Genomic DNA, 23897 nt, shown 5'->3' with positions numbered 1-23897 from the left:
AATCCGGATACCCCAAATTTTCAGCCAACTCAATCCCTTACTGCATATGTAAACCATCAGAATGATTCTACTAAAAATCAAGGCGTATTCAATCAGAAGAACGTGAGCAATTTACAGTCGTTGGTAAGCAAAATTTTATCAACTGTTTTTGATAAACAGCAGACGTTTAATACACCGTATCACTAGGAAAATAAAGTTGCAGAACGAAGCGGTGCAGCTTTATTTTTTCCAAGTGAAAGCGATTGTAGGTAATGATTTCACGACTCACTTGCACTAGCTTCTTTGATCCAATCATAGACAGGCTTCAACTCCGCTATTTTATTTTCAAGATTCTCTCGTATGTTTCCACTCAAACTCAAGGGGGACCATATTGTCAAATGAGGTGAGACCTCCATAACACGCACCTGCTCTCCACTCCTTGGTCTATTCTCTAGCGTTACAGTTTGTTTAGCTCGGCCGTGATAATTGCTTTCTTTATTCAAGCAGCCCAAAGCTTCTTTTAGCGTATTTGACCATTGATGAGCATCCATTTCAGCTAACGAAAATTCTTTACCACCAAGGTGTCTCTCAATAATTGCTGGCCTAGATGTAACTTGCCAGGCATCTCTTGAGAAGCAAATAAATATATTGCCCGGATTTTTTAAATTTGAAGTTATCTCAGCGATTTTCGGGTTATCTAATTCTGACAGAATAAACTTTGAAATCGGCCAATCGCTATACTTCATGCCTTCCAAATTTACTCCGAGACGGATACTCTCCGTATCAGTTGAGACTGACAGATTCCATTGCACTCCCTCACTTCCATCGCTCATACCAAAACTGGGTTTATTTAGCTGACCAAAAGGCCTGCCTTTGACGTTAAGCAATGAGGCAAAGAGTTGAAGTAGTTCTATGTATTCAGAATCAATGCGTTTGAAAGTGTTCTTACGCTTTCTTGATTTATATTTCCTTATCAATTGATTTTTTTGCGGTACTATTTCTTCAATATTTATCTTCTTTATTTGTGTTTGCTTCTCAAATATAGATAGTAGTGCCGTATATGCATCATCAGCATTCGTATTAAAAAATTCACGACCTTTTTGACGAAGAGGGGCTAACTTTGAATGAACAAGAGACTCTAGTTTTTTACAGTCATCGACGGCAATGTAATGGGCTACCGACCAAATGAAATCGCCAGTAGAGCTGTTGTTAATTTCATCGCATCTTTGATAAGGAGTTCTTGTTGTCATTCCGATTTTGCATACGGGAAGGTCAATATCCTTTACCTCAAGGATATAAACATAACCATCGTTGTAATCTGCTAAATATTCCATTCGGCTTTCTTCACTTAACTTTAAGCTAAAAGGCAAAAGCGCAATGCCATAATCGCCAAGCTGCATTGTGTTTTAACCGTTTTTTTAGGTGCTTTACCAAACCTTCCACCAAGGCCTTGTTTCTGAATATTTGGTAGAATCATTTGGGAACAATATTTCTCCGTTGTCTGCACTGACGTCGAAAAAACCTACAGAGTGCTTTATTGCTAGCTCCCGCATTTTGGGATAAGCCTCCTCAGCTACCGACCACTCAAATGCAGAATAGATAACATGTCTGCCTATACAATGATCAGTTATCTTGGGATCTTCGACATCCTCTGAAGCAAGCGGCCCGTTCATTGGAGGGAAAGATTTAATCATTTCCTTGAACCATGCTTGCAGCCTTTCAGTTGCGACTTCGTGGTCTTGATATGAATGATCTTCTGCCCATTCCGTTTGCTGACCATACCATCGCATAAAGTCTTCTCTTTCTTTTGGTGCAGCTGTCGGTTCAAACACCATTAAGTCATAACTCACGCTTCAACTCCTTTGGCACATAACATTTAAATAATGCGAACCTACTTATATGCGAACCACAATTCGCGTATAAATTGATCACTATTGGCATAGTACAGCTTTACGCTGCCAAGTCATACACTTAGGCGTTCGCAAAACTGGTGAATGAAAAATAATGCGAATCGATGCTTATGCCAGCGCCTTAAACGACCGCTTCACGCCCTGAGTCTTTCAACAACCTTTTTATGTGCTTAAAAGAGATGAATTTCTCTCTCTTAATGCTTTTAAATATCGAGCTTCGTTGTAAGGCGTTTTTGTCTGCCAGCACTTGAACACGATCCTAGCCCATTTAAACGCTAATGCTCTAACAGCTGTTTGATGGGCTTTGCCTTTTGCTCGTTGTTTTTCGTAATACAGGCCAGCCCAATAGGATTGGTGTACGCTTTTCGCGGACCATTCAATAAACGTTTGTCTGATAAATGTTGAGCATTGCCACCTCCAGTGGATCCACTCTTTATTTCCGCTTCGCTCTGTCACAGGAGATAGGCCCGCATAGTTCTGAATCTCTTGAGCGCTTGAGAATCGGCTTCTATCCTCACCCAAAGCAGCGAGTAAGCGAGGCGCCAAGCATGGTCCAGTGCCCGGCAATGAAGCGAAGATGTCAGCATCCGGCATTTGCTTAAATAGTTCGTCAATCTTAATGTCGAATGACTTGATGCTCTTGTTTAATAGGATTACTTGATTGCAAAGAGAGACTACCAACAAGCTATAAGGCTCTATAACACTGCTATCTTCAGTCAACGCCATCGCATCATTTATGGCCTTGATTCTTTTATCGGTATTACTCACCGAATTTCCGCCACGTTTGCTAAAAAACGCTCTAATGGTTTTCTCTCGTGCCCGTTTTAACTGCTTGAATGTCGGCCATGTGAGCAGAAAATCGCAAAACAAGTCACTTCCTCGATGCGAAAACATGGAGAGTGGCAGCGGATAATATTGCTTGAGCGCATTGATTAGCCGGTTAACTGCGCGTCGTTTGTCTTCCACCAACATGCGGCGCTGTTCGACAAGTAGATTGAGCGCTCTTGATGCATCACTACTTGGTTTCAACGGTTGTATCTTTTCTGGATATTTCAGCATAAGGTCAAGCGCTAGTTCAGCATCTGATGGATCATCTTTGGCACCGCTTGGGAACATGGCGTGCCGATATCGCGCTAGCGTCGCAGCGTGAATCGGAAATACAGTGACATACGAATACTTTTGCAGTGCGTAAACAATGGGACCACTAGAGAGCTCAACCGCAATGGCAATGGGGCCTTTCACCTCATTGTGTAGCGAACAAAGCCAGTCATCGATGACTTCTGGCGAGTGTTTAATTACTTGAAACAATCGAGTACCAGGATTGTTTTTTTGAATGCAGACATCGTGCTTCTTCGATGCCCAGTCCAAGCCAATATACGCTGAGAACTTATCTAACGAGTGAGTCATGACAACCTCCTGAATATGAAGTTTGTTATGTATCCTTCACTCGTCGAAAGTAATATGGATGGCGTTCGTTGCATGCCCTGAGTATTCGTTATGAGTAAAGTGACTCATTGCATCGAAAGTAAAGCGGTAATCATCTAGTGACTTACGTACAATGTTCGTATGCAATAAGCACATAACCTAAATCATCTTAATCCAGATCAAGCAGGTTGAAAGACCATATTACGTACGTAGCAGCCCCCCATCTTGTAGGCTCTAAACGGTATCAACTGGCAAAGAACTGACTGTCAGATTTAGTCAAACTCTGTGATGAAAAGTGTCAGATGGAGTTGTGTCTAATCCAATTCAATGTTGTGATTTTTACTTCTGATATTGGTCAAAGCGGACATCAACGCCGCAGTATGGCGACGGAGTTCGTGCATGATTGCATTGTTATCTCTTTAGTAGTACCTTTTGTAGTCACCTTCATAGCTAAACTGCTCAGCAAGCTGATCTAATACCTGCTTACCGAGGGACAGAAGTGACATATTTCTATTTATATCATCTACTTCTAAGTCTCCGTGCTTACCACCATGAAATAAATTGTTTCTGACAGTTGAGAGCATTGCAATCACACGACACAAATCATTATTACAGTGTTCAATACCAACTGGCTTCCAGACCAATTGCTTATACTCGGAGACCACCTGCCGTTTTGGGTGTAGCCCTATTAACGACTTCGCTTCAGCTGTAGCTTGATACTCTTCTTTGTATCTTTCTCGGAACTTTTCCCAGCTAGGTTCGGCTTTTGCTCCAGGTGCCTCAGACTTAAGGAATCCATTTTCTTTCAGAACAAATTCGAATCGAGAGAACCAATAGAAAAATTCAAAGGAAACGCCTTTCAATTCTTCAGATAATTCATCGTATCGCACAATTGCTCCCTCTAAAGATAACGCTTTGCTCAACGAAAAATGGGAGCGTAGCGAGTAATTTTTCCGTGTGCAGCAACTTATTATATGGCATTTAAAACGGCTCTGATTTCAATATCACCGATATCAAGCTTTATACTTTTCGTATTCATCTAGATACAGCCGCTCTGACTCATCACGAAACTGGCTTCGTCTATTGTGTAAATCATTAAGCTTTTCACTGATACTTTTATATATAATTTGATGAGCTTGATTCTTTAGGTTGTCTTCATTGTACTCATCGATTTGAAAGTCCTCCTCTAGAGCCGCATTAACTAACTTCAGAAGAATTGTTTTATCTAATTTATCTACAGTTTCATACGTACCGTCTTCTGTCAGGAAGTGTCCCTGACTGTTTTCAATTTTTAATGCTTTCATAGCCGCCTCTTCTATCAACATAAGCTTCTTCGCCAGCCTCCAGTGTGTTCATGGTAACCTGAAAATTGTTTATTGTTTTTCCGTCAACTGAATAAAGTTCTTTGTCAGATGGATACCCTGAATACCTTCTATATACGATCTCGTCACCTTCAATCTCTTTTGATGTGAACACTATATAATCTGCACTGATTGAAGCTCCAACTGTACTATTATGGGTGACAACGACTACCGGCATTGTCTTAGAGATCTCTTTCAGCATCTGATTAGCTTCGCCTTTTAGGAAAAGGTTATCAAACGACGACTCTGGTTCATCTATCAGCAGATAATCAAAGTTTTGTGCATCTTTTATCTCCTGCAAAAGACGAAATTCAGACCTTTCACCACCTGACACCTTGAATCCATCTTTATTGAGTATTTCATATTCAATGCATGCAAAGTACTTATAAAACTCGGATGGAGTCCAGGCTCCATTCTCCTTTAATGCAATGAGATACTTATAAGGTGATGCATATTCCTTATAGGCGTCGCTGAAACCAACTCTTTGTCCACTTACACGCAAAATTTCGCCAGCACCATTAAATGCTCGTTGCTTGCAAACCACTTTAAATCCCTGAATATTTTCCTGAAATATTACTTTCTCAGTTTGCAGCAACTGTGTAATTTGGTTGAATTTTAAAACCTTCCTGTGCTCAATCATAACCCTGTATAGGTCGACATCTTTAACTTGTGTCGCTGATGTCCTTAATTGAAGCTTACTTTTTACATCTTTAACGATGTCATTTACAAAACTTCTCTTCTTTCTTTCATAGGCTTTTGACCACAGAAGCTCAATTAACTCCAATGCCAAAGCTTTCAAGTTATTTACATCAATATGTTTATCAATGATTTCTCTATATTCGATGTTATCTATCAGTTGTCGAACAGAACCGATAAGATCTCCAAGCCCCTTATCTTGGTCCACTTCAAATTGTGTTTCATTAAAGAGCGCTACTTTAGAGAATGCGTCAAATTTCTCAGCCTCTTCTGCCGACCTTAGAAGTGTTGATAGATAATCTTCTACCTTTCGTTGATTAACTCTAATATCAACATTTAACACATCATCGAGAACATTCTTAAATGGAGTCAGATGCTTATCAGCGAATATACTCTTCTTCCGAGCAACATCGTCATTGAATTCTTTTTCGTAGTTAACGTCATCTCTTTGGACAAGTGAAAATTGTGGAATATATTTTACATTATCGCAGTCATTGCTTATCTGAGTTAGCGTTTCAGTCTTCCCTGAAGATCGTGCTCCTATAACGATATTAAGTCCGGTGGATAGTTTTTGACCATCGTCAAAAACCTGAAATAGTGAATTTCCCTCTGACCTAGATAGAGCCACTTTATTTCTATCACGCAAGCTATGTTTCAATGAACCAAGGGAAATATTTCCACAGTCGATATATGTTTGTCTGGGTGGGAACTTGCGCATTCCTTCACGAATTCTTACATCACTAAAAAGAACTGGTGTTAATTCTGTGTCATCTTTAGCCAAACGAATAAACTTTTTGGGGCTATCAACTTCACCAGCAGATATGAGTTCGCCCATTTGGTCAATTGTCTGTCGCGAGATAGATGGCTTTTTTTCATAATGGGGGATTAGTAAGTATTTATTGAGGTCACCAAAAATATGAAACAACTCATCTACGCTAATAAAGTCACCGATTACCTTGATTTTCTCAGTTACGGCCTGAGTTTTTATTTGAAAATCATCTAAATGTTCATTTTCGGAGATGAGAAGAATATGACCTTTAGCTAGATTTATTTCGATACCTGGAAACACAACACAATCAAGCGCTTTATCTATTTCTCTAAATTGTGCTAAATCGAATACGTCATGATTTGTTATTGCTATAGCGTCGAGTTCGGCTGTTTTAACATACTCTTCTAATTTCTCTAACGAAAAATCAAAGTGAGCATCACTAATCGTCGGCACAGTGTGCATGTGAAGGTCAATTTTCTTCAATTTTTTCTCCATAAATAATTCGAAGACCGTGCGATTCGAAACGCACATTCGCACAATGCCGTATAACTTTTTATAGAGAATTCATAGTAACACGCAGCCATACTCATCCCTAAATTCCCAACATAGTTTATTGATAACAATACCTTACACCTAATTATGGGCTGGTTTCCAATGATTTATTTGAGTGTTGCTAAGAATTATCAGTAATTCGAGAACACATTAATTAAAGTAATTTCAGATAATTTGATGGGCTTTAATAAAAGTTGAGAAGGCCGGCTATGGGCAATTCCCCTCCTTAACAGAACGCGCTGTTCACTTCCGCTATTCCCTCTTAGCGGCTATTAAAATCACGATGAGCCTAGGTCCGCTTCACGTTCGAACCAGCCGGACGAATGATTTACTAATGACAGCTTCACATTCTGAACAGCCTTAAAAATGAGAGGTTACCGAGAGCTAGCAGACTCCGTTTCTAATACATCAATGAATGTGTGTATTCTGTCTGAGCTGAAATCCTGCCTTTCAAGACTCCTTGCCTATCAATGCAGAGCATGTTGTTTTTGAGGTTTCGAGTGTTACTATGAAATAGTAGAATTAAGCTGTTACAGAAAGAATAAATAATGATCGAAGAGATCGAGGAATGGATACACCATGTGAATTCTTCACATTATGAAGTGCGTCAGTCTTGCTCCGTCTTTCAAGAATCTTTCAAAGGTTTTTATGCGCCTGAATTTCTCAATACAGCGTTTTTTGTTGTTACCGACAAAATTCCGAAGCCTGATTTTCCAGAACTTCGTGAAGCAGGTATAGGAGACTTCATCGATATGGACGTTGAAGGTATTACCTACAACGATACCTACTATGTAAAGGAACAGGCTGCAAACGAGATTTGGCTTCACTTTCACGAATTGGTTCACGTGCTCCAATGGCGAGAACTCACTTCCCCAGTTTTTATAGAGCGCTACATCCGAGAGATTCAAAAATTTGGGTATTACAACGCACCGCTAGAAAAGATGGCCTATGCCTTAGATGGGCACTTCCAAAGCAAGGGACGGCATCTTAGCGTTGCGGAGTTTGTCCGGGAAAATTTATAGCATTCGCGTCTCTCGACAGAAGTTAGTTTTTCGGCTCTTTTATTAGATCGATAAGAGAGCTAGCAAGTAACTTTTGCTCTTTCTCTAGCCAATCTAAATCGATTTTATAAACCTTAGTCGATTTACCATGCTTTTTGAGCTGCCGCCGGATCTGCTTTTGGATTTCTCTAACAGTCTGCTGTCTTTTATCAGTCGACATCGTTATCAAAGTTTCTTCGTTAAGAAGATAAAAATACTTGGGTGATATGAATCTGACCTGCTTAAGTCTCGATGGAAACTCTGCCAAATCAACGAGATTTGACTTATATCCCTCTCTATTAGAAAGGTGCCGAAATTCTATGCGTGTAGTGACAGCTAACTGTTCCAATAACTTCCTGATACCAGGATAAGACTTGCTCTCCTTAAGTAGTTTTTCGTATACGATGCAGTGACTCGCAGTTTTTTTGCATCCGAGATAGGTGGTTTCTACTACTCGTTGTCGATCAAATGGAATGCAATCCGAATGTATAGCTTTAGCGTTGTCTCTGAATACATGAGCAAACACTGACGAGATACCAGGCAGTAAAACGCCGAAGTCGATCCTAGTAACTTTTGCTTTTCCAAATAGTTGCTTATACCGATACTTACCGCCTATTCTATCCTGAATATGCGATAGTGCCTGTTTGATTTCATCCTTTGTCAGCTTGTTTGGATTAAACTTTAGTCGCAGAGAATATTTATCCACTTTCCTTGCTTTTGTTTCAAGATATAAGAATACTGATTTGTAAATATCATCATTGAACTGAAGCCTAAAGCCGTGTGAGTAGTACGGCTTACCATAATTTCTATTACCTCCACCATTTAAATCGTAAGTTGAAGCTGTAAGTACTCTGAAGTCAGCTGGTTTTGCCGCTGTACCCGCTTTAAGAAAGCGAACCTTTTGCTTTGCTCCAACAGGTTTTAGAAGTGAATCGATATCCCTTTTAGAGCACCTCACCGTTAGCGTGATGTTGTCACAATCAAGCGTTAAATATCGTTGTGGCTCAGTACAGTATTTTCGTAGTAACTTTGCTTGATATCGACACATTGCTACTTTTTTGAGCAATGCAGTAACACTATCAATTTGTCTGAAGCAAGGGGAAATGTTTTCTAAATCAAGCAGTGCTAACAGCCGCGAATTGTATTTTTCATCAACGAGTTTATGGTTCGCTTTGTCAAAAGTGCTACGAATCCATGTGTTTTTAGTTTGGCGATCTTGCATCTAAACACCTTTCTAATACATAGAACTATTAATCTACTATGTATATGTATGTCTATATAAATGAGATAGTTACAGTGGTATTACAGACGCGAACTTTATGAATATCCATGTAAATTGATATTTTAATCAAGTGCCTGTTCATTAAGCTATCCCCCCGAAAGTCAATTTCGCTAGTTTGCGAGTTCGCAAAAGGGATAGTTGCGAACTCGCAATATTTAGTGTTACTTAATTATCACCTTCTAACCTTTTCAAGGATTGCTGGATAGCCGATAATTGGATGAGTATTTCTGATAGGACTCCTTCCTGAGCTATCTTAGTTATGCCGGATACTTTTTCTCCTTCGCTGTCTGCAATTTGACTGTTTTCAACTGCATTCAAATCGTAATTGCGCAAATAACTCTCTCTTTCTTGTTGTAATCGGGAGCGGTGTTCATTTTCAGTCAGAATGCTCACTACTCGGCTTTCGTACTGGGCAACACTTGGATATTTAAGGCTATTGTCTTCACAAAGCTCCATTAGAGTATCTATTAGTAAATTTTCAGATACGTTCTTCTTAGAGAATGCCGAAATCTTATCCACTAAGGCATCCTTTATGTAATCGCCGTCCATCAAAGTGTCAGTAATCAAAGCCCGTATCCTGTCCCTGCTTACCATTTTGCTGACTTGGTAGTCCTTTAGTCCGAAAAACTCTCCAAAAAACTCTCCCTGTGTCATTTTGTAACGTTTTGGAAGCTGATCTCTGACGCACTTAGCAACTAAACGCTCAAGCGTTAGTTTGCCTGCAGTGATTGTACTTCTTATATTTTCCCATATTTCACGATCAAAGGTTTTTGAAGCATCGATATAATCGCTTAGTTCTTCCCACCATTCCTCATGGACATTTTCTATAGAATGACCAAGTTTCGTGACCCCAGCTGAAGTTGGCATTATCTCCAAATCATTTGATACCTCTTCAGAGCTTCGCTTTTTCTTAGGCTTGATAGTCGACTTCATCTTTGAAGACTTCGTAGTCGAAGCTTTTTTAGCAGCATTAACCTTCTTTAAGCTCTTCTTTTTTTGCTTTTTAAGATTTTTTATACTCATCATCTTCTCCTGTACCGATAAGCTTAGTGCCCAATGCACACACCGATAGTATTAGAAATTTGAAGGAATGAGTTCTGCCTAACAGTACAAAGTATCGATGCAGATAAAATGCTAATAAATCCATTAAATACAATGGGTTACAGTTGATTTTGGTGCGTGAGGAAGTTAAGTTTTCGCGTTATGCATCTTTTTAGCCAACAGTTTTGTTGTAACCATATGTTTTTGTTGAGATAATCTTAATTTTGTTTTTTTGAAAAGTTCGGAGTTAATAGATGAATAAAATAGGAACAAGCAATAACCCACTTAAACTTGTGCCAGATATTAATAGGAGGCTGCTTTTCGAAGACGCCACGGGAATTGGCATTGAGGATGATGGGATTGTGACTACCTTAAGTCGAATGAAAATGTCGAAACTGCCTTCAAATCTTTATTTGCATAACTTGATGCATAATCCTCGATTGACAGCTCAAGAATTAAGACTAGCTTATTTGGTCTATGACCTGCTTGAAAATCAGTACTTTGAGCCAGTCTTTCTGTTAGTCGAAAAATCAAAATACAGAATGTCTAGCGTGGGTGACGGCGGGATGCTGTTTCTACATGATAGAAGGCAGGTTCCTAGTGGAGTAGAGTATTTAGAAAAGGAAAGTTTGCTAGAGATATCAAAGAAAGTAAATTTAGATATCGATACAAAAGGCCTCATACAGGCATTGAATCGATTGCATAGTTTTTTTTATATAACTTGTACCGAGATCTGTGAGCTTAATTCCGCAAATAACAGGCAAAATTTTGATTACAATGCTAATGAAGTTTTGTTATCAGATGACTCGCAAATCGTCCATATCCGGTTGAATGGAAGGTTTAGTAAGTTCGATCTTACTAAGAAATGGAAAGAAGCTTAAAGTAAGTATAAATATTGACGCTAAACTGATCGTTAACCTTAAAGCTATATACTCCTTTTTATCTCACCCAAAGCGGTACAAAATCACCGTATATCTGCCTAATACCCACTGCTATTCTGTCTTTTGCTTATTAAAGCAACCCAAGCCCATCATTCATATAACGTCATAATCGGAACAAACACATGGATACAGCATGTCCTTACACGCTGTACTTAGGGCGACTTGCGCCCAATAGTCAGCGCTCCATCGCATCACAGCTAAATAGCATTGCAGAACTTCTTAATTGGCCTGAACAGCGTAGGGCACAGCTATTTGCTGCTATCGATTACCAACAGGCCAGCCACATTCAAGCGTTATTGCTTAAGAAAGGCTGGTCTGCACGCTCAATCAACAGAGCCATGGCAGCGATACGCAATATCGTAAAAATAGCGGTTATGTCTGGTAAAGCACCTGAAATGCAGGCTTTACAACTCCAGACAATATCAAAGGTGAAACATGGTAGTCACCGTGGCACGCCATTATCCGTCATACAGGTCGAAAAGCTATTCGATACATTGAGTAGAAATGAATCACTTATTGGCATTCGTGACAGTACCATTTTCTCGGTGTTACTGGGCACGGGACTAAGGCGTAGTGAGCTGGTTGCACTCGCGTATGCCGACTATTCACCAGAGAACAAGACGCTATTCGTCCGACAGGGCAAAGGCAATAAAAGCCGAATTGTATATTTGCCAGACTGGGTGAAACGGGATGTCAGTCAATGGCTCTTAATCAGAGGTACTGGGCGGGGGCCATTATTTGTTCGTATCGCCAGAGGCGGTCACGTTCAATTAGAAAGCCCGCTTTCAGCGAGTTTCATCTACTCACTGGTACGAAAGACACTGGCTTCTATTGGTGTAGAAGGCGTATCTCCTCATGACTTGCGCCGTACCTTCATTACCCGCCTTCTTGAGCAAAATGTTGATTTAAACACCGCACGTCAGATGGCAGGCCACGCTGATGTATCCACTACCGTCGTGTACGACAAACGCCATGAGAAAGTGATGAAGACTGCTGCGGCCAACCTTGCTTACAATAGCGAAGGTGATAAATATGAATAGGTTTCGAGAACGGTATAAGCTCAATTATCTCGCGTGCTCATGGGCAAAAAGACTTCTTGGCTATATAGATAAGCCCGACAGCGATCTGCTGGATGCTAACATTCTTTGCGCTATAGCCGGACAACGTCAATTAGTCGGTGATCAGCTAAAAGTAAACTCAAAACGCAGTGCGATTAACTTCTTTTCTATCAGTGACAAGCGCCCAGCAACCACACAGCTTTGTGTTACCAATTGCCAGTTTATTGAGAGAGAGCTGGCATTAGCGAAGAACGCTGCTCTTATTATTGAGTATATTGTTGTCGCGCACGCCAATCCTGCTTTTCTACAGTTCTCAGACCTGTTGGTCGGGCAGTTACATTATGCGCAGGTGAGTACCTTACTACAGGATATATGCAAGCTTACACAGGATGATTACGAGCGCACGCTGAAGCAACTTACCCGAGCTGGCATATTACGAAAGCCCAATCTGAATGTACTGTTTGGTGATGAGCTACCGGACTACCTGTTACATAGTCTGCTCATGCAGAAAGTTGAAAACAAACAGCAGCTCATCGCCCCGTTACTGCATAGAAGCCAAACTGCGCAATTTAGCTTAAGCGCGTTTCCACAAGTTGATGGGATTCGCATAAGAGGCTATCTCAAATCGGCCGTGAAACAAGCGCTCAAAGGCACCAATGTATTGCTTTACGGTGAATCCGGTACCGGCAAAACGGAGCTTGCCCGTACGCTGGCCAAAGAGCTTGGTCATGTACTTTACGAGGTTAGGTCGACGGCACTGAATGAGACGAAAAGTACCGATGATTTCGAGACTAAGTATCCAGATAAGGAGCGTTTACGCTACCTATCGATGATCAGTAACTTGCTATCAAGCAGCTCAAGATCACTGCTACTGGTTGATGAATGCGAAACTATTTTTGAACAAGCCAGCTACCAGTACAGCAAGGAGCACCTCCAGCGATTGATAGAAGATAATGATATTCCGTGTATCTGGATAACCAATCACATTGATTATCTGGAGCCCAGCTTTATTCGGCGTTTCAAACTTGTCACTGAAGTACCACGACCAACACCGGAAGATATCGCGGCCATTTGTAAGCCACACTTCAAAGGCTTGTCGTTGTCCTCGGACTTTAAACGAACGGTAACGCGCTTGAACAACGTTTCGCCTGCCGTTATAGCAAATGCTGCACATGTAGCTAAAACCCTCTATACAGCGCACACCGAAGCGGAGAACGTTATATACGAAACGGTTGAGGCAACGTTGCGTGCAGCCGGACAGTGGGAAAGCAAACCTCAGTATCAGCATGCACTGAAGTTCGACTTTTCACTATTTAACATCAAGCAGTCCAGAAGCTACCTTAATGACATCCAGCAAGCGCTAGATAATGATTCTTCAGTACGTGTGTTGCTATCAGGGCCACCGGGTACTGGCAAAACAGCGTTCGTCCATCATCTAGCAGAACAACATCACCGTGAGCTTATTCACGTAAAAGCCTCTGATGTGCTTAGCAAATGGGTGGGCGAGAGTGAGCAAAACATTGCCGCCATATTTGAAGCAGCGCACACCGACGAAAAGATGATCCTTTTAGACGAGGTAGATAGCTTACTCACTAATCGTGAGTCGTTAACTGCTCATCATGAGCTGCAATTGGTGAACGAGCTGCTTACTCAGATTGAATCGTGCTCACAACCGCTTTTCGCAGCGACCAACCTTGAAAGCCGACTTGACCACGCTGTGCTCAGGCGCTTCGACTTCAAACTCCAATGTACGTATCTAACGTTCGATCAAATGCTTCAGTTGTACAAGCAATCGCTCGGTATCAAAACGGTTGAGAGAGCTGAGCAACAGGCTCTGGCTGAGCTAACCCAACTCACGCCAGGCGACTTTGCCATTCTGGCAAGACGCAAACAGTTTAGAACCAAACAAAATCACAGACTTTCTGCTATCACCCTGTTGGCAGAAGAAAACCAGCGCAAGCAAACCAAACCCCAAATGGGCTTTATTCGCCCTAACTAACCCAACGAGGTAAACAACATGACTACATCAATATTGAGTTCGCTCAAGGTCACCGCTCGTCCAAAACTTGAGTCCAAGCCGCCCGTCATCGGCAAACGCATGAAGCTAATCGAGAAGCTGGAGCAGCAGCAGGAGATGGCAACATGCATGATCGAAAGACGGCCTTTCGAAGCCTATCGCGAGAAAGTGGTCAAAGACCCAGAAACTGGTGAGCGCAAAAAAGAGCGCCGTCAAATCACGGTTCGGCCTTGGTACTACGACAGTGATGGTCACTTTTACTTAGAAGTTAAGGTCAACAACAAACCGGTAGAGTTTGATACCGGGAAGCCCGCAATTGATGTCGGTGAAGCCAGTAAGATCCCTGAGACAATCGCAACAGTGATTCAGGCGGTTGAAAAAGGTGAGCTTGATACGTATCTGCTCGCACCGGCCAAAGGCACGAAAAAGTCCGCCAACCAGAAACAATCTGCCAAACCTAAAAGCTAAAACACAACTCCCTCAGTCCGCCCTTTCAGCAGTGTTTATTTAAATTAGTAAGCCACGCTGTTAGGGCGTTTTATTTCAAAATTTCAAAGGTGTATTTATGGATATTAACTATAAGGACTTGGCGCTGCCAGTATCCCAGCGTTTCACTGCGGCTCTGACTGAAGAGCTAGGCAATGTGTCAGTCTCTACGTCAGCAGTCACACTTAACTTCCGCGATCCAAGTTACTCGGCCGAAACAGGCGGCTTTCATCCAGTCGAAATCCGACTGGAAAGGAGAGGTGATGCATTTGACATCATCTACATCACTGACTTTGCCTATATCGGTATTGGGCCGTTTGCTGAGCTCGTTAAAGAGTTGGACTTCGACTTTCAGAGTGGGGTATTTCAAAATCTGCACGGTATATTCCCAATCGAGACTGGCTACGATATCTACCGGATATGGGAAGGTAATTTTCTGCATTATCTGGTTGCGCTCAATCCCTTCGAAACAATAGTATCAGAGTCTGATTAGTAAAATGTCATGTAAGGGCACAGAGCCCCTTTTTTAGTTTAATGAGAGAATTTTAGAAATGGGTTACAGGGATAGCGACAAGCAGCTTGAACAGGAGTTAGTGCGAGAAAAAATGAGAGATGTAAGGAGCTTTAAACGGCGTCCAGAAAGACTTAGCAATAAAATAATGCGTTTTTCAGATGATGAACAGCTAGTAGAGCAAGCTAGCCGAAAAGTCAGAAAGATTAACAAAGCTGCCGCAAAGATCATGGACGCTCTCGAAGATTTAGAGGAAAATCATGCACAAGCATTGCAGTTAGATTCTATCTCACAACTCTTTTTAGAGAGAATTGATCTTCCAACTGCAACCACAGATAAACTGAGGAGATTGGCAAAGTTACGGCGTAAGCTAGCAAAAACTGCTTTTCTTGATGATTTCCGAGTTTTAGAACTCTTTGACCAATTGAAAGATGATGATCTTATTCATACGACCTTGGACATTCTTCTAAAGAAAGGCCAAAATCCTAGTCTCCAGAACGTTATAACAACTATCAAGCGAATACATGTTGAGCAACTCAGAGGTTTTCGGATAAATAAAAATGTACTTAATAAATTCATCAAGAATAAACATGTTGCTAGAACTCGTCCAAAGAATGATTTTATACTCGGAGGTTTAAAAATTGATATTGATTTTGAAAATAAACTCAACGAAGAGCAAGATCAGTTCTGAGCTGAGCTAGTACATCTGAGCTAACTCAGATTGATACTTCATCAATGCTCTCAGTAACTAAGACTCTCGACTTACGTAGCCTATTCGGCTCGGAGCTATTCGGTGTAACAGCACTTTGGGAATCCGGAACAGCCCAGAAAAATATTGCCCGCATTGGGACCACGCTTCGCTTGCCGCTCTACAAGCTCACTACCGCATCTCGGACAATCGGTCTGTTTTGTCGTTTCTACTTTGGGTTCCGTTTGCACATCATGGATAAAGGAAAGTAGTTCGTTGCCGTCAACGAGTACGATTGGCTTGTCAGATGCGAAATCGATTGCCTGTGGGGTAAACCTACCCGAACTAAGAACAATTACCTTATCTGCATTACTTGCCGAGAGCACACCGAACATCTCACGTATCACTCTCACGCCGACTTTTTGGGCTTTCCACTGTTTACATTGTACAAGCACCCATTCATCGCTTTTTCTCAATTCCAGGTCGATACCACCGTCTGCACCAAACTCGCCTTCTGACACTCGATAACCTTGTCTGCGATACGCTTCTGCGACTAACTCTTCAAAATTGCGCCAGTGCAGTTGTCGAATGGTCTCAATGCTCTTTTGAGTATCTAGTTGCTTAGCCTTGCGTCGTGAATTGAAAAACGAAAAAGGCGCGATGAGTAATATGAAAAATGCGAAAAATGGAGCAGGAACAGCAAGAGCCTTAAAAACCATGTTGATAATCTGGTTTTCGGTTTCGATAGAGGGTAGTAAACGGCCCATCAAAAAATAGGTGATTACTGCAGTTACAACGGAAACCCACCAAGGCGCTAGCAATAGAAGGTCAGCAAAAGAAGTATTTTTCCTTGGCATAATCAAACATCCTTGGTGAGTAATCTCGATATAGTAACTCGGGCAATGCCTAGATTGGGTATTAATTCCAATCGTGTAGTATTGTCTTAAAGTTCGATTTTTAACTCTAGAGTATAAGGTGAGATAAACATGGACGTGTTTATTGGTATCGATGTCGCGTGTGCCAAAGGCAAGTATCTGCCTTTGGTTATTTGCAGTAAAGAAAATGGGCGATTATTACCGTTTCCGTTAGCCAGTTACCCAATAAAACCACCGAGAGGATTAGGCAACGCATTAACATTGCATGACAAGCTGAATCAGGCATTTGCAAACGATGTTGCGAATTACATAGAAACGGTATGTGAATCATTTCATTTAAACCCAATCCGAATAGGTATCGATTCACCGCTTCGGCCAAGAGATAATAGTCTTAAACGCAGAGTTGCAGAGCAGGCGCTCGATAAGGCGGGTATAAGCTCTTACACCACTCCATCAATAGACGATTTCGAAGCCATTAAGGCAAAGGCTATTGCTCACCTACATGCAGATAAGCCAATACCAAACCTGCCACATGCCCACCAAATATTCATGCTATTAGGTTTTGCATTGAACGAGCGGCTAAGCAAAGTAGCCGAATGCATAGAAGTATATCCTCACGCGACGGTGAAACATTTAGGTGTCGCAAATATCCATAAAAGCAAAGGTAATCAGGCAGAATTGCAACTGTCTGCTATGTCGCATTACACCAGTTGGCCTAGAACAGATGATGACTGGGCACAGGTAGGCAATATGTGCCTTGGGCCAATGCACGACAGAGTGGACGCCTATAGCGCCGCATGGGTAGCAAGCTTGCCTGAACAGGAGCGAATCTGTTTTGGTGACCCAGACAAAGGCGATGCTATTTGGATACCAAAAGTAGATCCGATAAATAGTCCACCGGCAAAACAACCGACAAAGCCTAAACCCACAAAAAAGAAAAAGCAGCCTGTTTCCAATGTAGGTCATAAGCGTTCTTGTCCTGCCTGTCATCAACATGAATTTAAACGATGGCCGTTTGGGTGGGATGCGCATGCAGCGCATCGCTGCAACGGACTAACAGAGGTCGAACTTGAAGCAAGAAAGAAAGAATTTAAGCGCCGATTTATGAGCAGTTAAATATGTATCTTCTTTACAACCGTCTCAAAATAAACCACACTGGACTAAAGTATAGAAACGTAAACACGGACGATGCTCGACTCTATCAGCTTTGCTCAGAAACAACGCCTCGCCTATATCGACTTTTGCCTGTTGTTCAAAGGAGCGATTTACCGTCAGGATTTAATTAATCGTTTTCAGGTCGGTTTGTCGGCAGGTTCACGCGATTTTAGCATTTACAAAGAGCTTGCACCGGATAACCTGTCTTATGATTCGCGAGAGAAACGGTACTTCCAGACACCTCAGTTCAAACCTGTCTTCGAACATGACGCAAGGCGCACCTTAACCAAACTTGCAAACGATATCTCTGATGGGTTTGATGCAATAGGTGATATCCATTTCCCAGTTGAAGCACCGTCCAGCCTGAATGTGCCCGACATCTTTATTGTTGCGCGTCTCGTACAGGCGATTCTGAATAATAAAGCGGTTAGCGTTATCTACACGTCACTTTCTAGCGGTTCGAATGCCAGAGAACTTGTACCACACTCCATAGTCGACAATGGCCTACGCTGGCACGTTCGCGCCTTTGATCGCAAGAGTCAGAGTTTCCGAGATTTTGTATTAACGCGTATCAGCAAAGTAACGATTAAAGACGTTCCTAATCACGAAGAAGGCGCCCAAGCAGATGCCGAATGGCAGCGTCTTATTCCACTTCAGCTAGTGCCACATCCAAAGAACGTTGAGCATCCTACCGCCATAGAAATGGACTACGGTATGGAAAATAAGCAACTGCTTATCGAAGTGCGAGCGGCGATGGCGGGTTATCTGTTAAGACGATGGAATGTTGACTGTACCGAGCGCGGCACTTTGAAAGGTGCGGAATACCAACTTTGGTTGCAAAATCGGTTTACGCTAAACAACGTGCAAAACTTGGCGATTGCACCGGGGTATGAAGCTAAAGATCACGGAAGCGGAGGTGGTAATTGATCCTCCATTGCACCAAGAAGCTTTACGCCAAGCTACCTGAAAAAGTGAAAGTCACAGAGCAACCTGCGACTGTTATAGGTATTCAGGCACAGTGGCTAAACTGGCATGCAAATCTCATCACTATTCAGCGTAGGCAATGTGTCATCGCGGTGCATGATGCGACACGTTTTACGCTGTTCATTCCATGCTTAACCAAGAAAGATTTCGCAAACCTCGATTGGCATTTTAACGATGTGTTTATTAACACCTTGTTGAAAAGTGATATGCCGCCTGAGCTCGCTAATGTCGCTGCGACGAACTACCAACCACTTACGTTCGATTCAAACTGCAACCGTTCGGTACAAGGTACGATGAATCAGGTAGCTCAGGAAATTGATTATGGATTGTATTACCAGAACATATCGGTAGCGGATATAAGCCCGTACCGATACAGCGCAGATTTAAGCCATAGGCCCTGCAGCGTAAAGGGTCAGAAAGATTACATTTGGCCAGATAGCGAAATGGCTTTATTACTAACAAAATTTTCGAGAGGGGATACCCTCAAACAGTTTCAATAGAAAAGGACTCTACTTTATGACTGATTTTTATTCAGAACAATTTATTAACTTGAAACATCTATTAAAGCCAGAACAAGACGATAGGCTTTTAGTAATAAAGTTAGCAAAATCGCTAGATAATATAGGTTATGCCTCGATCTATTTTGAAATTACAGAATCAGGTTTGACCAAAGTTGATAATTCCGAGTTTTCTAAAAATCCAGATTTACCCGAAATTTTTATAACTTCAGGATATCAATATCTTGAAAAACAATACAATAACAAACTATTTATAATAAAAGCATCTAGATCTGAAGAAGATATAGAAGGAAGACATTGCAAATATGTTTGCTATGCGACACAACACAAAAAGACACATACTCCCTTAAAAACTGATATGGGCTATTTGGGAGAAATAGCCGACCAGCGGTTTGAAAAGCAGGAGGATCTGGTACCCCATGCATTTAATTATCGAATTGTTAACAATGAACAAATTCATTTTGATTCACCATTTTTATTTCAACTTAATCAAGATAGTTCTGAGTTGCTAGGTCCTCTATATCAGGTTCATGGAGAAAAGGACATTTTCTCTGGACCTGCTGTTGAAGTACGACTTCCGTTCTGGAGAAGAAACCGTAATGAATATCAAGCATTTTTGATAAACATATCAGGGTATGAAGATAAGCATATAGTTACATTGAATAGGGATGGTGAACTTCGGCGTTTCATTATTAATTTGGAAAGACTCTTACTGTCAGATAGCGGGAAGCCTCGAAATGAAGCATTTCAGAATATTGACATGGTGCCAAATAATGTTTTGCTAAATCAGTTCTATGATAGTGCAGATAAGTTAGAAAACATCAAACCGCAGCCCAAAAATAAGGTCAAGGGTTGGATTAAAGATCGGAAGATTGCGCTTACAGATGATCGAAAGAAAACCGTAGTCAGCATGCTATTAGCATTTGAAGACGAAGTAGAAAACATTGAGGAAATTTATAAAAATATTCTTAATTCCCCGAAGGCAGAAAATTTTCTAAAACAAATCGCGCTTGATAATGCTGAAATTTACCTCCAAAAAATTCATGAGCAGTCCGACACAGAAGTTGAAGAAGTTCGTCGTCAAACTCGACAAAGAATAGAAGAAATTACTTCTCAAACTAATAGCGTAATGGAGCTGTTGGAAGAGAAAAAAGAAGAATTGGATGAGGTCATAGCCGAAAAAGAAACTAAACAAGAAGAGCTTGACAGACTTATAACAAAAGAGCTTCAAAACGTAAGAGAATCGAAGCAATATCAGGAAGAGTTGCAGCGTCAGGATGCGGAACTTGCTTCCATACAACAGAAATTGAAAGACGCGACTGAAATGTATGGTCAGTATGATGACCATGTTGCACTTAACAGCAAAATTGAGATGCTTAAGAGTCGTAAAAGTGTTCTGGATGATGATGTTCGTGAATTGAAAAATACAATTGACGGTCTCGAGCAATCACTGGGCCAGAAAACTCAAGAATACGCGGTAAAGTTTATCGAAAGTTCTGTTATTAGTGATATTGTGGGTTATGACTTTGATAAATATCTTAAAAAATCTAAGGCAGAAGAAAATGTTGATCAGATAACTTATGTAACGCCAGCTTCACGCGAGGGTGCTTTCTGGTCTGGTAGGCGGAATAGTGACAGAAAGGCTGTATTATCAGAGATTAAGTCAAGACTAAATAAATCAAAACGTTTCCCTACAGATGTTTTCCTTGAGGCAACATTGATCTCTATTCTGCAAAATCAGTTTACAGTATTCATGGGAGTTCCCGGTACTGGAAAAACTTCATTTGCGAGGCAGTTGTCTTATGTTCTTGGCGCAGCTAAATCAACACTGTTGGTTCCTATCGCGAAAGAGTGGACAAGGCCTAGGGACCTTATGGGATACTTTAATCCAATAAGTAAAAGGTTCGAGTCAGGTAATACAAAATTTAAAGCGTTTTATGACTCGCTTGGTGATGCAGACATTTCTACTACTACTAATTCATTTTTAATATTGGATGAGTTTAACCTGTCTCAACCAGAATATTACATGTCACCATTAACACTGTTGGCGGATGAAGGAAATAATAGGGTTATTGACTTAGGTTTTGATCATAGTGTTTCTATTCCTTCAACTAGTAGGTTTATTTGTACAGCTAATAATGATGATACCGTACAAAGCCTAACTCCTAGAATGATTAGCCGCTGCGCATTTATTGCCTTTGATGATTTGCCTGAACTAGAAAATACTCAAGAACAACTGCAATATTTTGAAGATTTACCACCTATTTTACCAGGTGAGGATCTCATAGAGCTATTCACACCAACAGCAACTGATTTGATGCCAAAGGAAATGGAAAGCTACATTACAACACTTATAAAAACGCTTCGCGGGATTGAGAATGGCCCGAATGGGCGGGTTAATATTACGCCACGTAAATACAATCAATTAATTTCGTTTTGTAGAGTCATGAATAATGAAGTACATGATCAGAATCGTATATTAGATAACGCAATGCGCATCTTTATTTTGCCGCTGTTATCCGGTAAAGGAGAGCAGTTCGAATCAATGCTAGTTAAGTTGCAAGAGCATGCTGAGAACTTTTCTTTGGAAGGGTTTTCAAGGGAGGTTCAGTCATTACTTGACATAGGTAGAGAAAACTTCGGTTATTACCAGTTTTCAATGGGGTAATTGTTATGAAATTATCTCTAATTGATCTGACTGATAGTCAACGTTGGGTACTAGATGAAAATAAAGTCATCGAAGTCCCCGATGATCATGCATATCAATTTATAGTCGAATGTGAAGCAAAAGATAGACAACCTGAATTAAGCATTGGAGATTTTGAAATTGACTTGCCTGAAGTCTGTAGAAGCGGTGACCTTATATTGTACAAGACACCCTCATCAGCAGATTTTTTCAAACAAGCATTTCTTCTTAATTATTTTGGGGAGTCTCAAATAACTTTAGATAGTGCAGGGCATAGGAGGCCTCAATTATTTACGATAAAAGTAAATGTTCTAAGCTATAAAGCTGATATTGCAAAAAGCATTATGGATTATTTGTCAAATAACGTGGATGACATAGTCCAGTCATGCTTTTCTCGCTCTCAGACGGGCTATAATTATGTAGAAGGAGAAGAGCAGTCAAAAGTAAAACTTGTGGCTATAGAGGACATATTGTCACTATTTGACCAAATGAAAAGCCGCTTTATTCATGCAAAACGGATGAATCTTCATAACTCCTTGGAGTTTAATTCAAACCGTCCGGTTAACATTGACGATACAGTTGCGCAATGGTTAACCGAAAATGTTAGCGAGTTGAGTCAGTGCCCTCGGACAAATCACTTAGTTAAAGTAGGCAACAGATACTTTAGCACTCAACTGCCTAATGCAGTAAAAACTCAAGATACAGACTTATTTGAAAATCGAGTTTTGCATCACTTTTGTTATATGTCTTTAGATTACGTACAGCGAGAAATAAATCAGTATAGACAACAAGTTGACAAGATAAAATCTCGCAGCGACATAAGTGGCGACTATATAAGTTTTGATAATGTTGCCAGCGACTATATTCGCAATATATACAGTAAACAGCTTAATCAGTTGCATAAAGTGGAAAAGCGGCTAAGAGCCATGCAGCAGTTTTTCCATATTTATATACCGATAAAAAAGAATGTGCCTAGTATGCCAATACAAAATAGTTTTACTCTGAGGCATGTACATTATCGACAAATGTTTGAGTACATTAAAAGCTTCTACAAAGCTAAAACAGCCAATAGAAGCAAGACTCAGTTTTTACTTGGCTTGCGTAATTTATCACAATTATTTGAATTAGCCGGTTTATACTATCTAGTTAATTATTTTAGGCAGTTTTCTGCACAAGTCCTTACTGTGAATGCTAACCATTTTAACGAATACGGTTGGCAATCCGAAAGTAATGGGGCAATCAATGTTTTGGCTAATAGGTTTATTTTTGAGAAGGATGATTACCTTTATGAACTAGTCTACGAAAAGAACTTCTATTCTTATCAACCTCGAGTTCATAGTCGTCAAATCCATAACTTGGTTAGGACTGATGACCGTAATAACTTTGTGAGACCAGACTTCACAATCAAAGTAATAAACAAAGCTTCGAATGATTATTACTTTATTGTTCTAGACACCAAGTTTTCAAGGCCAACAAAAATGGGGGGAGAAATAAGTCACAAAGATACAAATATAAGAGATGAGCGAAAACTAATGCTGAATCTATATTACAAGTATGGTGTGCATCTCAAAGCTCTAACTGATAATGGCCTGGAATCTAAAACCCGGTTGGTTAGTATTATGTTTGGACTTGCAAAATCTTGGGACAATATCTCTCGTAAAACTTTATTTAAACCTCACCATGATATTGACGGGGGGGCTCCTATGTTGCCATATGTAAGTGCTGATTTTATCAATTTGACCGATGAAAAAAAGCCATTCTACGCTGTGTTGGATAAGTACATCGAACGATGATTAAGATATTGATGGTAATTGCTTATCAATTTAAGGGAAGGTTGTCTCGAAATGCGGGGCAGTCTTAAATCCAATACTGATAAATGGATTGTAATGAATACATTTAGGCACGTATTTTTAAAACCCAACT

21 protein-coding genes are annotated in these 23897 nt (G+C 40.7%); 12 read left to right on the top strand and 9 right to left on the bottom strand.

What is annotated here, in order from left to right:
* Positions 1-257 precede the first annotated feature (257 nt).
* The 6 genes from ACLBLI_RS15085 to ACLBLI_RS15060 all read right to left on the bottom strand — a co-directional run bounded on the left by ACLBLI_RS15085 (position 258) and on the right by ACLBLI_RS15060 (position 6623).
* Positions 258-1379: a GIY-YIG nuclease family protein gene (locus ACLBLI_RS15085; protein ID WP_414828413.1), complete on the bottom strand. Its 1122-nt coding sequence runs from the start codon at positions 1377-1379 to the stop codon at positions 258-260.
* A gap of 27 nt (positions 1380-1406) precedes the next feature.
* Positions 1407-1829, bottom strand: a complete 423-nt coding sequence (locus ACLBLI_RS15080) for a hypothetical protein (RefSeq protein WP_414828412.1) — start codon at positions 1827-1829, stop codon at positions 1407-1409.
* Positions 1830-2051: 222 nt separating this feature from the next.
* Complete coding sequence (locus ACLBLI_RS15075) at positions 2052-3296, bottom strand: IS110 family transposase (protein ID WP_414828411.1); 1245 nt, start codon at positions 3294-3296, stop codon at positions 2052-2054.
* 437 nt (positions 3297-3733) lie between these two features.
* Positions 3734-4204 carry a hypothetical protein gene (locus ACLBLI_RS15070; protein WP_414828410.1) on the bottom strand — a complete coding sequence of 157 codons (471 nt, stop codon included), beginning with the start codon at positions 4202-4204 and terminating at the stop codon, positions 3734-3736.
* A gap of 123 nt (positions 4205-4327) precedes the next feature.
* Positions 4328-4618, bottom strand: coding sequence for a hypothetical protein (locus tag ACLBLI_RS15065; RefSeq protein WP_414828409.1), 291 nt, complete (start codon positions 4616-4618; stop codon positions 4328-4330).
* The gene (locus tag ACLBLI_RS15060; protein ID WP_414828408.1) at positions 4599-6623 is read right to left on the bottom strand and encodes a histidinol phosphatase; all 2025 of its coding nucleotides are present in this window, start codon (positions 6621-6623) and stop codon (positions 4599-4601) included. Before ACLBLI_RS15060 ends, ACLBLI_RS15065 begins: the two co-directional genes overlap by 20 nt.
* Positions 6624-7240: 617 nt before the next feature.
* Between ACLBLI_RS15060 and ACLBLI_RS15055 the strand changes: the two genes are divergently transcribed.
* Entirely contained in the window at positions 7241-7714 is a 474-nt protein-coding gene (locus ACLBLI_RS15055; protein ID WP_414828407.1) for a hypothetical protein, read from the top strand.
* A gap of 22 nt (positions 7715-7736) precedes the next feature.
* On the opposite strand, the gene ACLBLI_RS15050 is transcribed toward ACLBLI_RS15055, so the two are convergent.
* On the bottom strand, positions 7737-8954 hold the full coding sequence (locus ACLBLI_RS15050; protein WP_414828406.1) for a hypothetical protein: 1218 nt from the start codon (positions 8952-8954) through the stop codon (positions 7737-7739).
* Positions 8955-9179: 225 nt separating this feature from the next.
* Positions 9180-10040: a hypothetical protein gene (locus ACLBLI_RS15045; protein WP_414828405.1), complete on the bottom strand. Its 861-nt coding sequence runs from the start codon at positions 10038-10040 to the stop codon at positions 9180-9182.
* A gap of 269 nt (positions 10041-10309) precedes the next feature.
* Between ACLBLI_RS15045 and ACLBLI_RS15040 the strand changes: the two genes are divergently transcribed.
* The 6 genes from ACLBLI_RS15040 (at position 10310) to ACLBLI_RS15015 (ending at position 15759) form a co-directional block, all read left to right on the top strand.
* The gene (locus tag ACLBLI_RS15040; protein ID WP_414828404.1) at positions 10310-10936 is read left to right on the top strand and encodes a hypothetical protein; all 627 of its coding nucleotides are present in this window, start codon (positions 10310-10312) and stop codon (positions 10934-10936) included.
* 182 nt (positions 10937-11118) lie between these two features.
* The gene (locus ACLBLI_RS15035; RefSeq protein WP_414828403.1) at positions 11119-12036 is read left to right on the top strand and encodes a tyrosine-type recombinase/integrase; all 918 of its coding nucleotides are present in this window, start codon (positions 11119-11121) and stop codon (positions 12034-12036) included.
* Positions 12029-14053, top strand: a complete 2025-nt coding sequence (locus ACLBLI_RS15030) for an AAA family ATPase (RefSeq protein WP_414828402.1) — start codon at positions 12029-12031, stop codon at positions 14051-14053. Before ACLBLI_RS15035 ends, ACLBLI_RS15030 begins: the two co-directional genes overlap by 8 nt.
* A gap of 18 nt (positions 14054-14071) precedes the next feature.
* On the top strand, positions 14072-14539 hold the full coding sequence (locus ACLBLI_RS15025; RefSeq protein ID WP_414828401.1) for a DUF6641 family protein: 468 nt from the start codon (positions 14072-14074) through the stop codon (positions 14537-14539).
* Between the two features lie 97 nt (positions 14540-14636).
* On the top strand, positions 14637-15050 hold the full coding sequence (locus ACLBLI_RS15020) for a DUF2787 family protein (protein WP_414828400.1): 414 nt from the start codon (positions 14637-14639) through the stop codon (positions 15048-15050).
* Between the two features lie 58 nt (positions 15051-15108).
* Positions 15109-15759 carry a hypothetical protein gene (locus ACLBLI_RS15015; RefSeq protein WP_414828399.1) on the top strand — a complete coding sequence of 217 codons (651 nt, stop codon included), beginning with the start codon at positions 15109-15111 and terminating at the stop codon, positions 15757-15759.
* A gap of 95 nt (positions 15760-15854) precedes the next feature.
* Here the strand turns inward: ACLBLI_RS15015 and ACLBLI_RS15010 are convergent, their stop codons facing one another.
* Positions 15855-16613: a DUF2034 domain-containing protein gene (locus tag ACLBLI_RS15010; RefSeq protein WP_414828398.1), complete on the bottom strand. Its 759-nt coding sequence runs from the start codon at positions 16611-16613 to the stop codon at positions 15855-15857.
* A 129-nt stretch (positions 16614-16742) separates the two neighbouring features.
* Between ACLBLI_RS15010 and ACLBLI_RS15005 the strand changes: the two genes are divergently transcribed.
* From ACLBLI_RS15005 to ACLBLI_RS14985, 5 genes are all read left to right on the top strand, one after another.
* On the top strand, positions 16743-17747 hold the full coding sequence (locus tag ACLBLI_RS15005) for a DUF429 domain-containing protein (protein ID WP_414828397.1): 1005 nt from the start codon (positions 16743-16745) through the stop codon (positions 17745-17747).
* Positions 17748-17819: 72 nt separating this feature from the next.
* Positions 17820-18713, top strand: coding sequence for a WYL domain-containing protein (locus ACLBLI_RS15000; protein ID WP_414828396.1), 894 nt, complete (start codon positions 17820-17822; stop codon positions 18711-18713).
* A complete protein-coding gene (locus tag ACLBLI_RS14995) occupies positions 18710-19270 on the top strand; it encodes a DUF6933 domain-containing protein (protein ID WP_414828395.1) in 561 nt (186 codons plus the stop codon). Before ACLBLI_RS15000 ends, ACLBLI_RS14995 begins: the two co-directional genes overlap by 4 nt.
* A 16-nt stretch (positions 19271-19286) precedes the next feature.
* Positions 19287-21956, top strand: coding sequence for an AAA family ATPase (locus ACLBLI_RS14990; protein WP_414828394.1), 2670 nt, complete (start codon positions 19287-19289; stop codon positions 21954-21956).
* A 5-nt stretch (positions 21957-21961) separates the two neighbouring features.
* Complete coding sequence (locus ACLBLI_RS14985; protein ID WP_414828393.1) at positions 21962-23767, top strand: hypothetical protein; 1806 nt, start codon at positions 21962-21964, stop codon at positions 23765-23767.
* Positions 23768-23897: the final 130 nt, after the last annotated feature.

It is taken from the genome of Alteromonas sp. H39, assembly GCF_047556435.1.
In the GTDB taxonomy this organism is placed as follows: Bacteria; Pseudomonadota; Gammaproteobacteria; order Enterobacterales; family Alteromonadaceae; genus Alteromonas.
This window is presented reverse-complemented; position numbering and strand designations above follow the sequence as displayed.

Bases quoted from the DNA above. Each gene is read 5' to 3' on its own strand.
- ACLBLI_RS15035 (WP_414828403.1), top strand. From the start codon at position 11,119: ATGGATACAGCATGTCCTTACACGCTGTACTTAGGGCGACTTGCGCCC.
- ACLBLI_RS15085 (WP_414828413.1), bottom strand. From the start codon at position 1,379: ATGCAGCTTGGCGATTATGGCATTGCGCTTTTGCCTTTTAGCTTAAAG.
- ACLBLI_RS14985 (WP_414828393.1), top strand. From the start codon at position 21,962: ATGAAATTATCTCTAATTGATCTGACTGATAGTCAACGTTGGGTACTA.
- ACLBLI_RS15025 (WP_414828401.1), top strand. From the start codon at position 14,072: ATGACTACATCAATATTGAGTTCGCTCAAGGTCACCGCTCGTCCAAAA.
- ACLBLI_RS15045 (WP_414828405.1), bottom strand. From the start codon at position 10,040: ATGATGAGTATAAAAAATCTTAAAAAGCAAAAAAAGAAGAGCTTAAAG.
- ACLBLI_RS15005 (WP_414828397.1), top strand. From the start codon at position 16,743: ATGGACGTGTTTATTGGTATCGATGTCGCGTGTGCCAAAGGCAAGTAT.
- ACLBLI_RS15015 (WP_414828399.1), top strand. From the start codon at position 15,109: ATGGGTTACAGGGATAGCGACAAGCAGCTTGAACAGGAGTTAGTGCGA.
- ACLBLI_RS15055 (WP_414828407.1), top strand. From the start codon at position 7,241: ATGATCGAAGAGATCGAGGAATGGATACACCATGTGAATTCTTCACAT.
- ACLBLI_RS15020 (WP_414828400.1), top strand. From the start codon at position 14,637: ATGGATATTAACTATAAGGACTTGGCGCTGCCAGTATCCCAGCGTTTC.
- ACLBLI_RS15040 (WP_414828404.1), top strand. From the start codon at position 10,310: ATGAATAAAATAGGAACAAGCAATAACCCACTTAAACTTGTGCCAGAT.
- ACLBLI_RS15000 (WP_414828396.1), top strand. From the start codon at position 17,820: ATGCTCGACTCTATCAGCTTTGCTCAGAAACAACGCCTCGCCTATATC.
- ACLBLI_RS14990 (WP_414828394.1), top strand. From the start codon at position 19,287: ATGACTGATTTTTATTCAGAACAATTTATTAACTTGAAACATCTATTA.
- ACLBLI_RS15050 (WP_414828406.1), bottom strand. From the start codon at position 8,954: ATGCAAGATCGCCAAACTAAAAACACATGGATTCGTAGCACTTTTGAC.
- ACLBLI_RS15065 (WP_414828409.1), bottom strand. From the start codon at position 4,618: ATGAAAGCATTAAAAATTGAAAACAGTCAGGGACACTTCCTGACAGAA.
- ACLBLI_RS15030 (WP_414828402.1), top strand. From the start codon at position 12,029: ATGAATAGGTTTCGAGAACGGTATAAGCTCAATTATCTCGCGTGCTCA.
- ACLBLI_RS15010 (WP_414828398.1), bottom strand. From the start codon at position 16,613: ATGCCAAGGAAAAATACTTCTTTTGCTGACCTTCTATTGCTAGCGCCT.
- ACLBLI_RS15075 (WP_414828411.1), bottom strand. From the start codon at position 3,296: ATGACTCACTCGTTAGATAAGTTCTCAGCGTATATTGGCTTGGACTGG.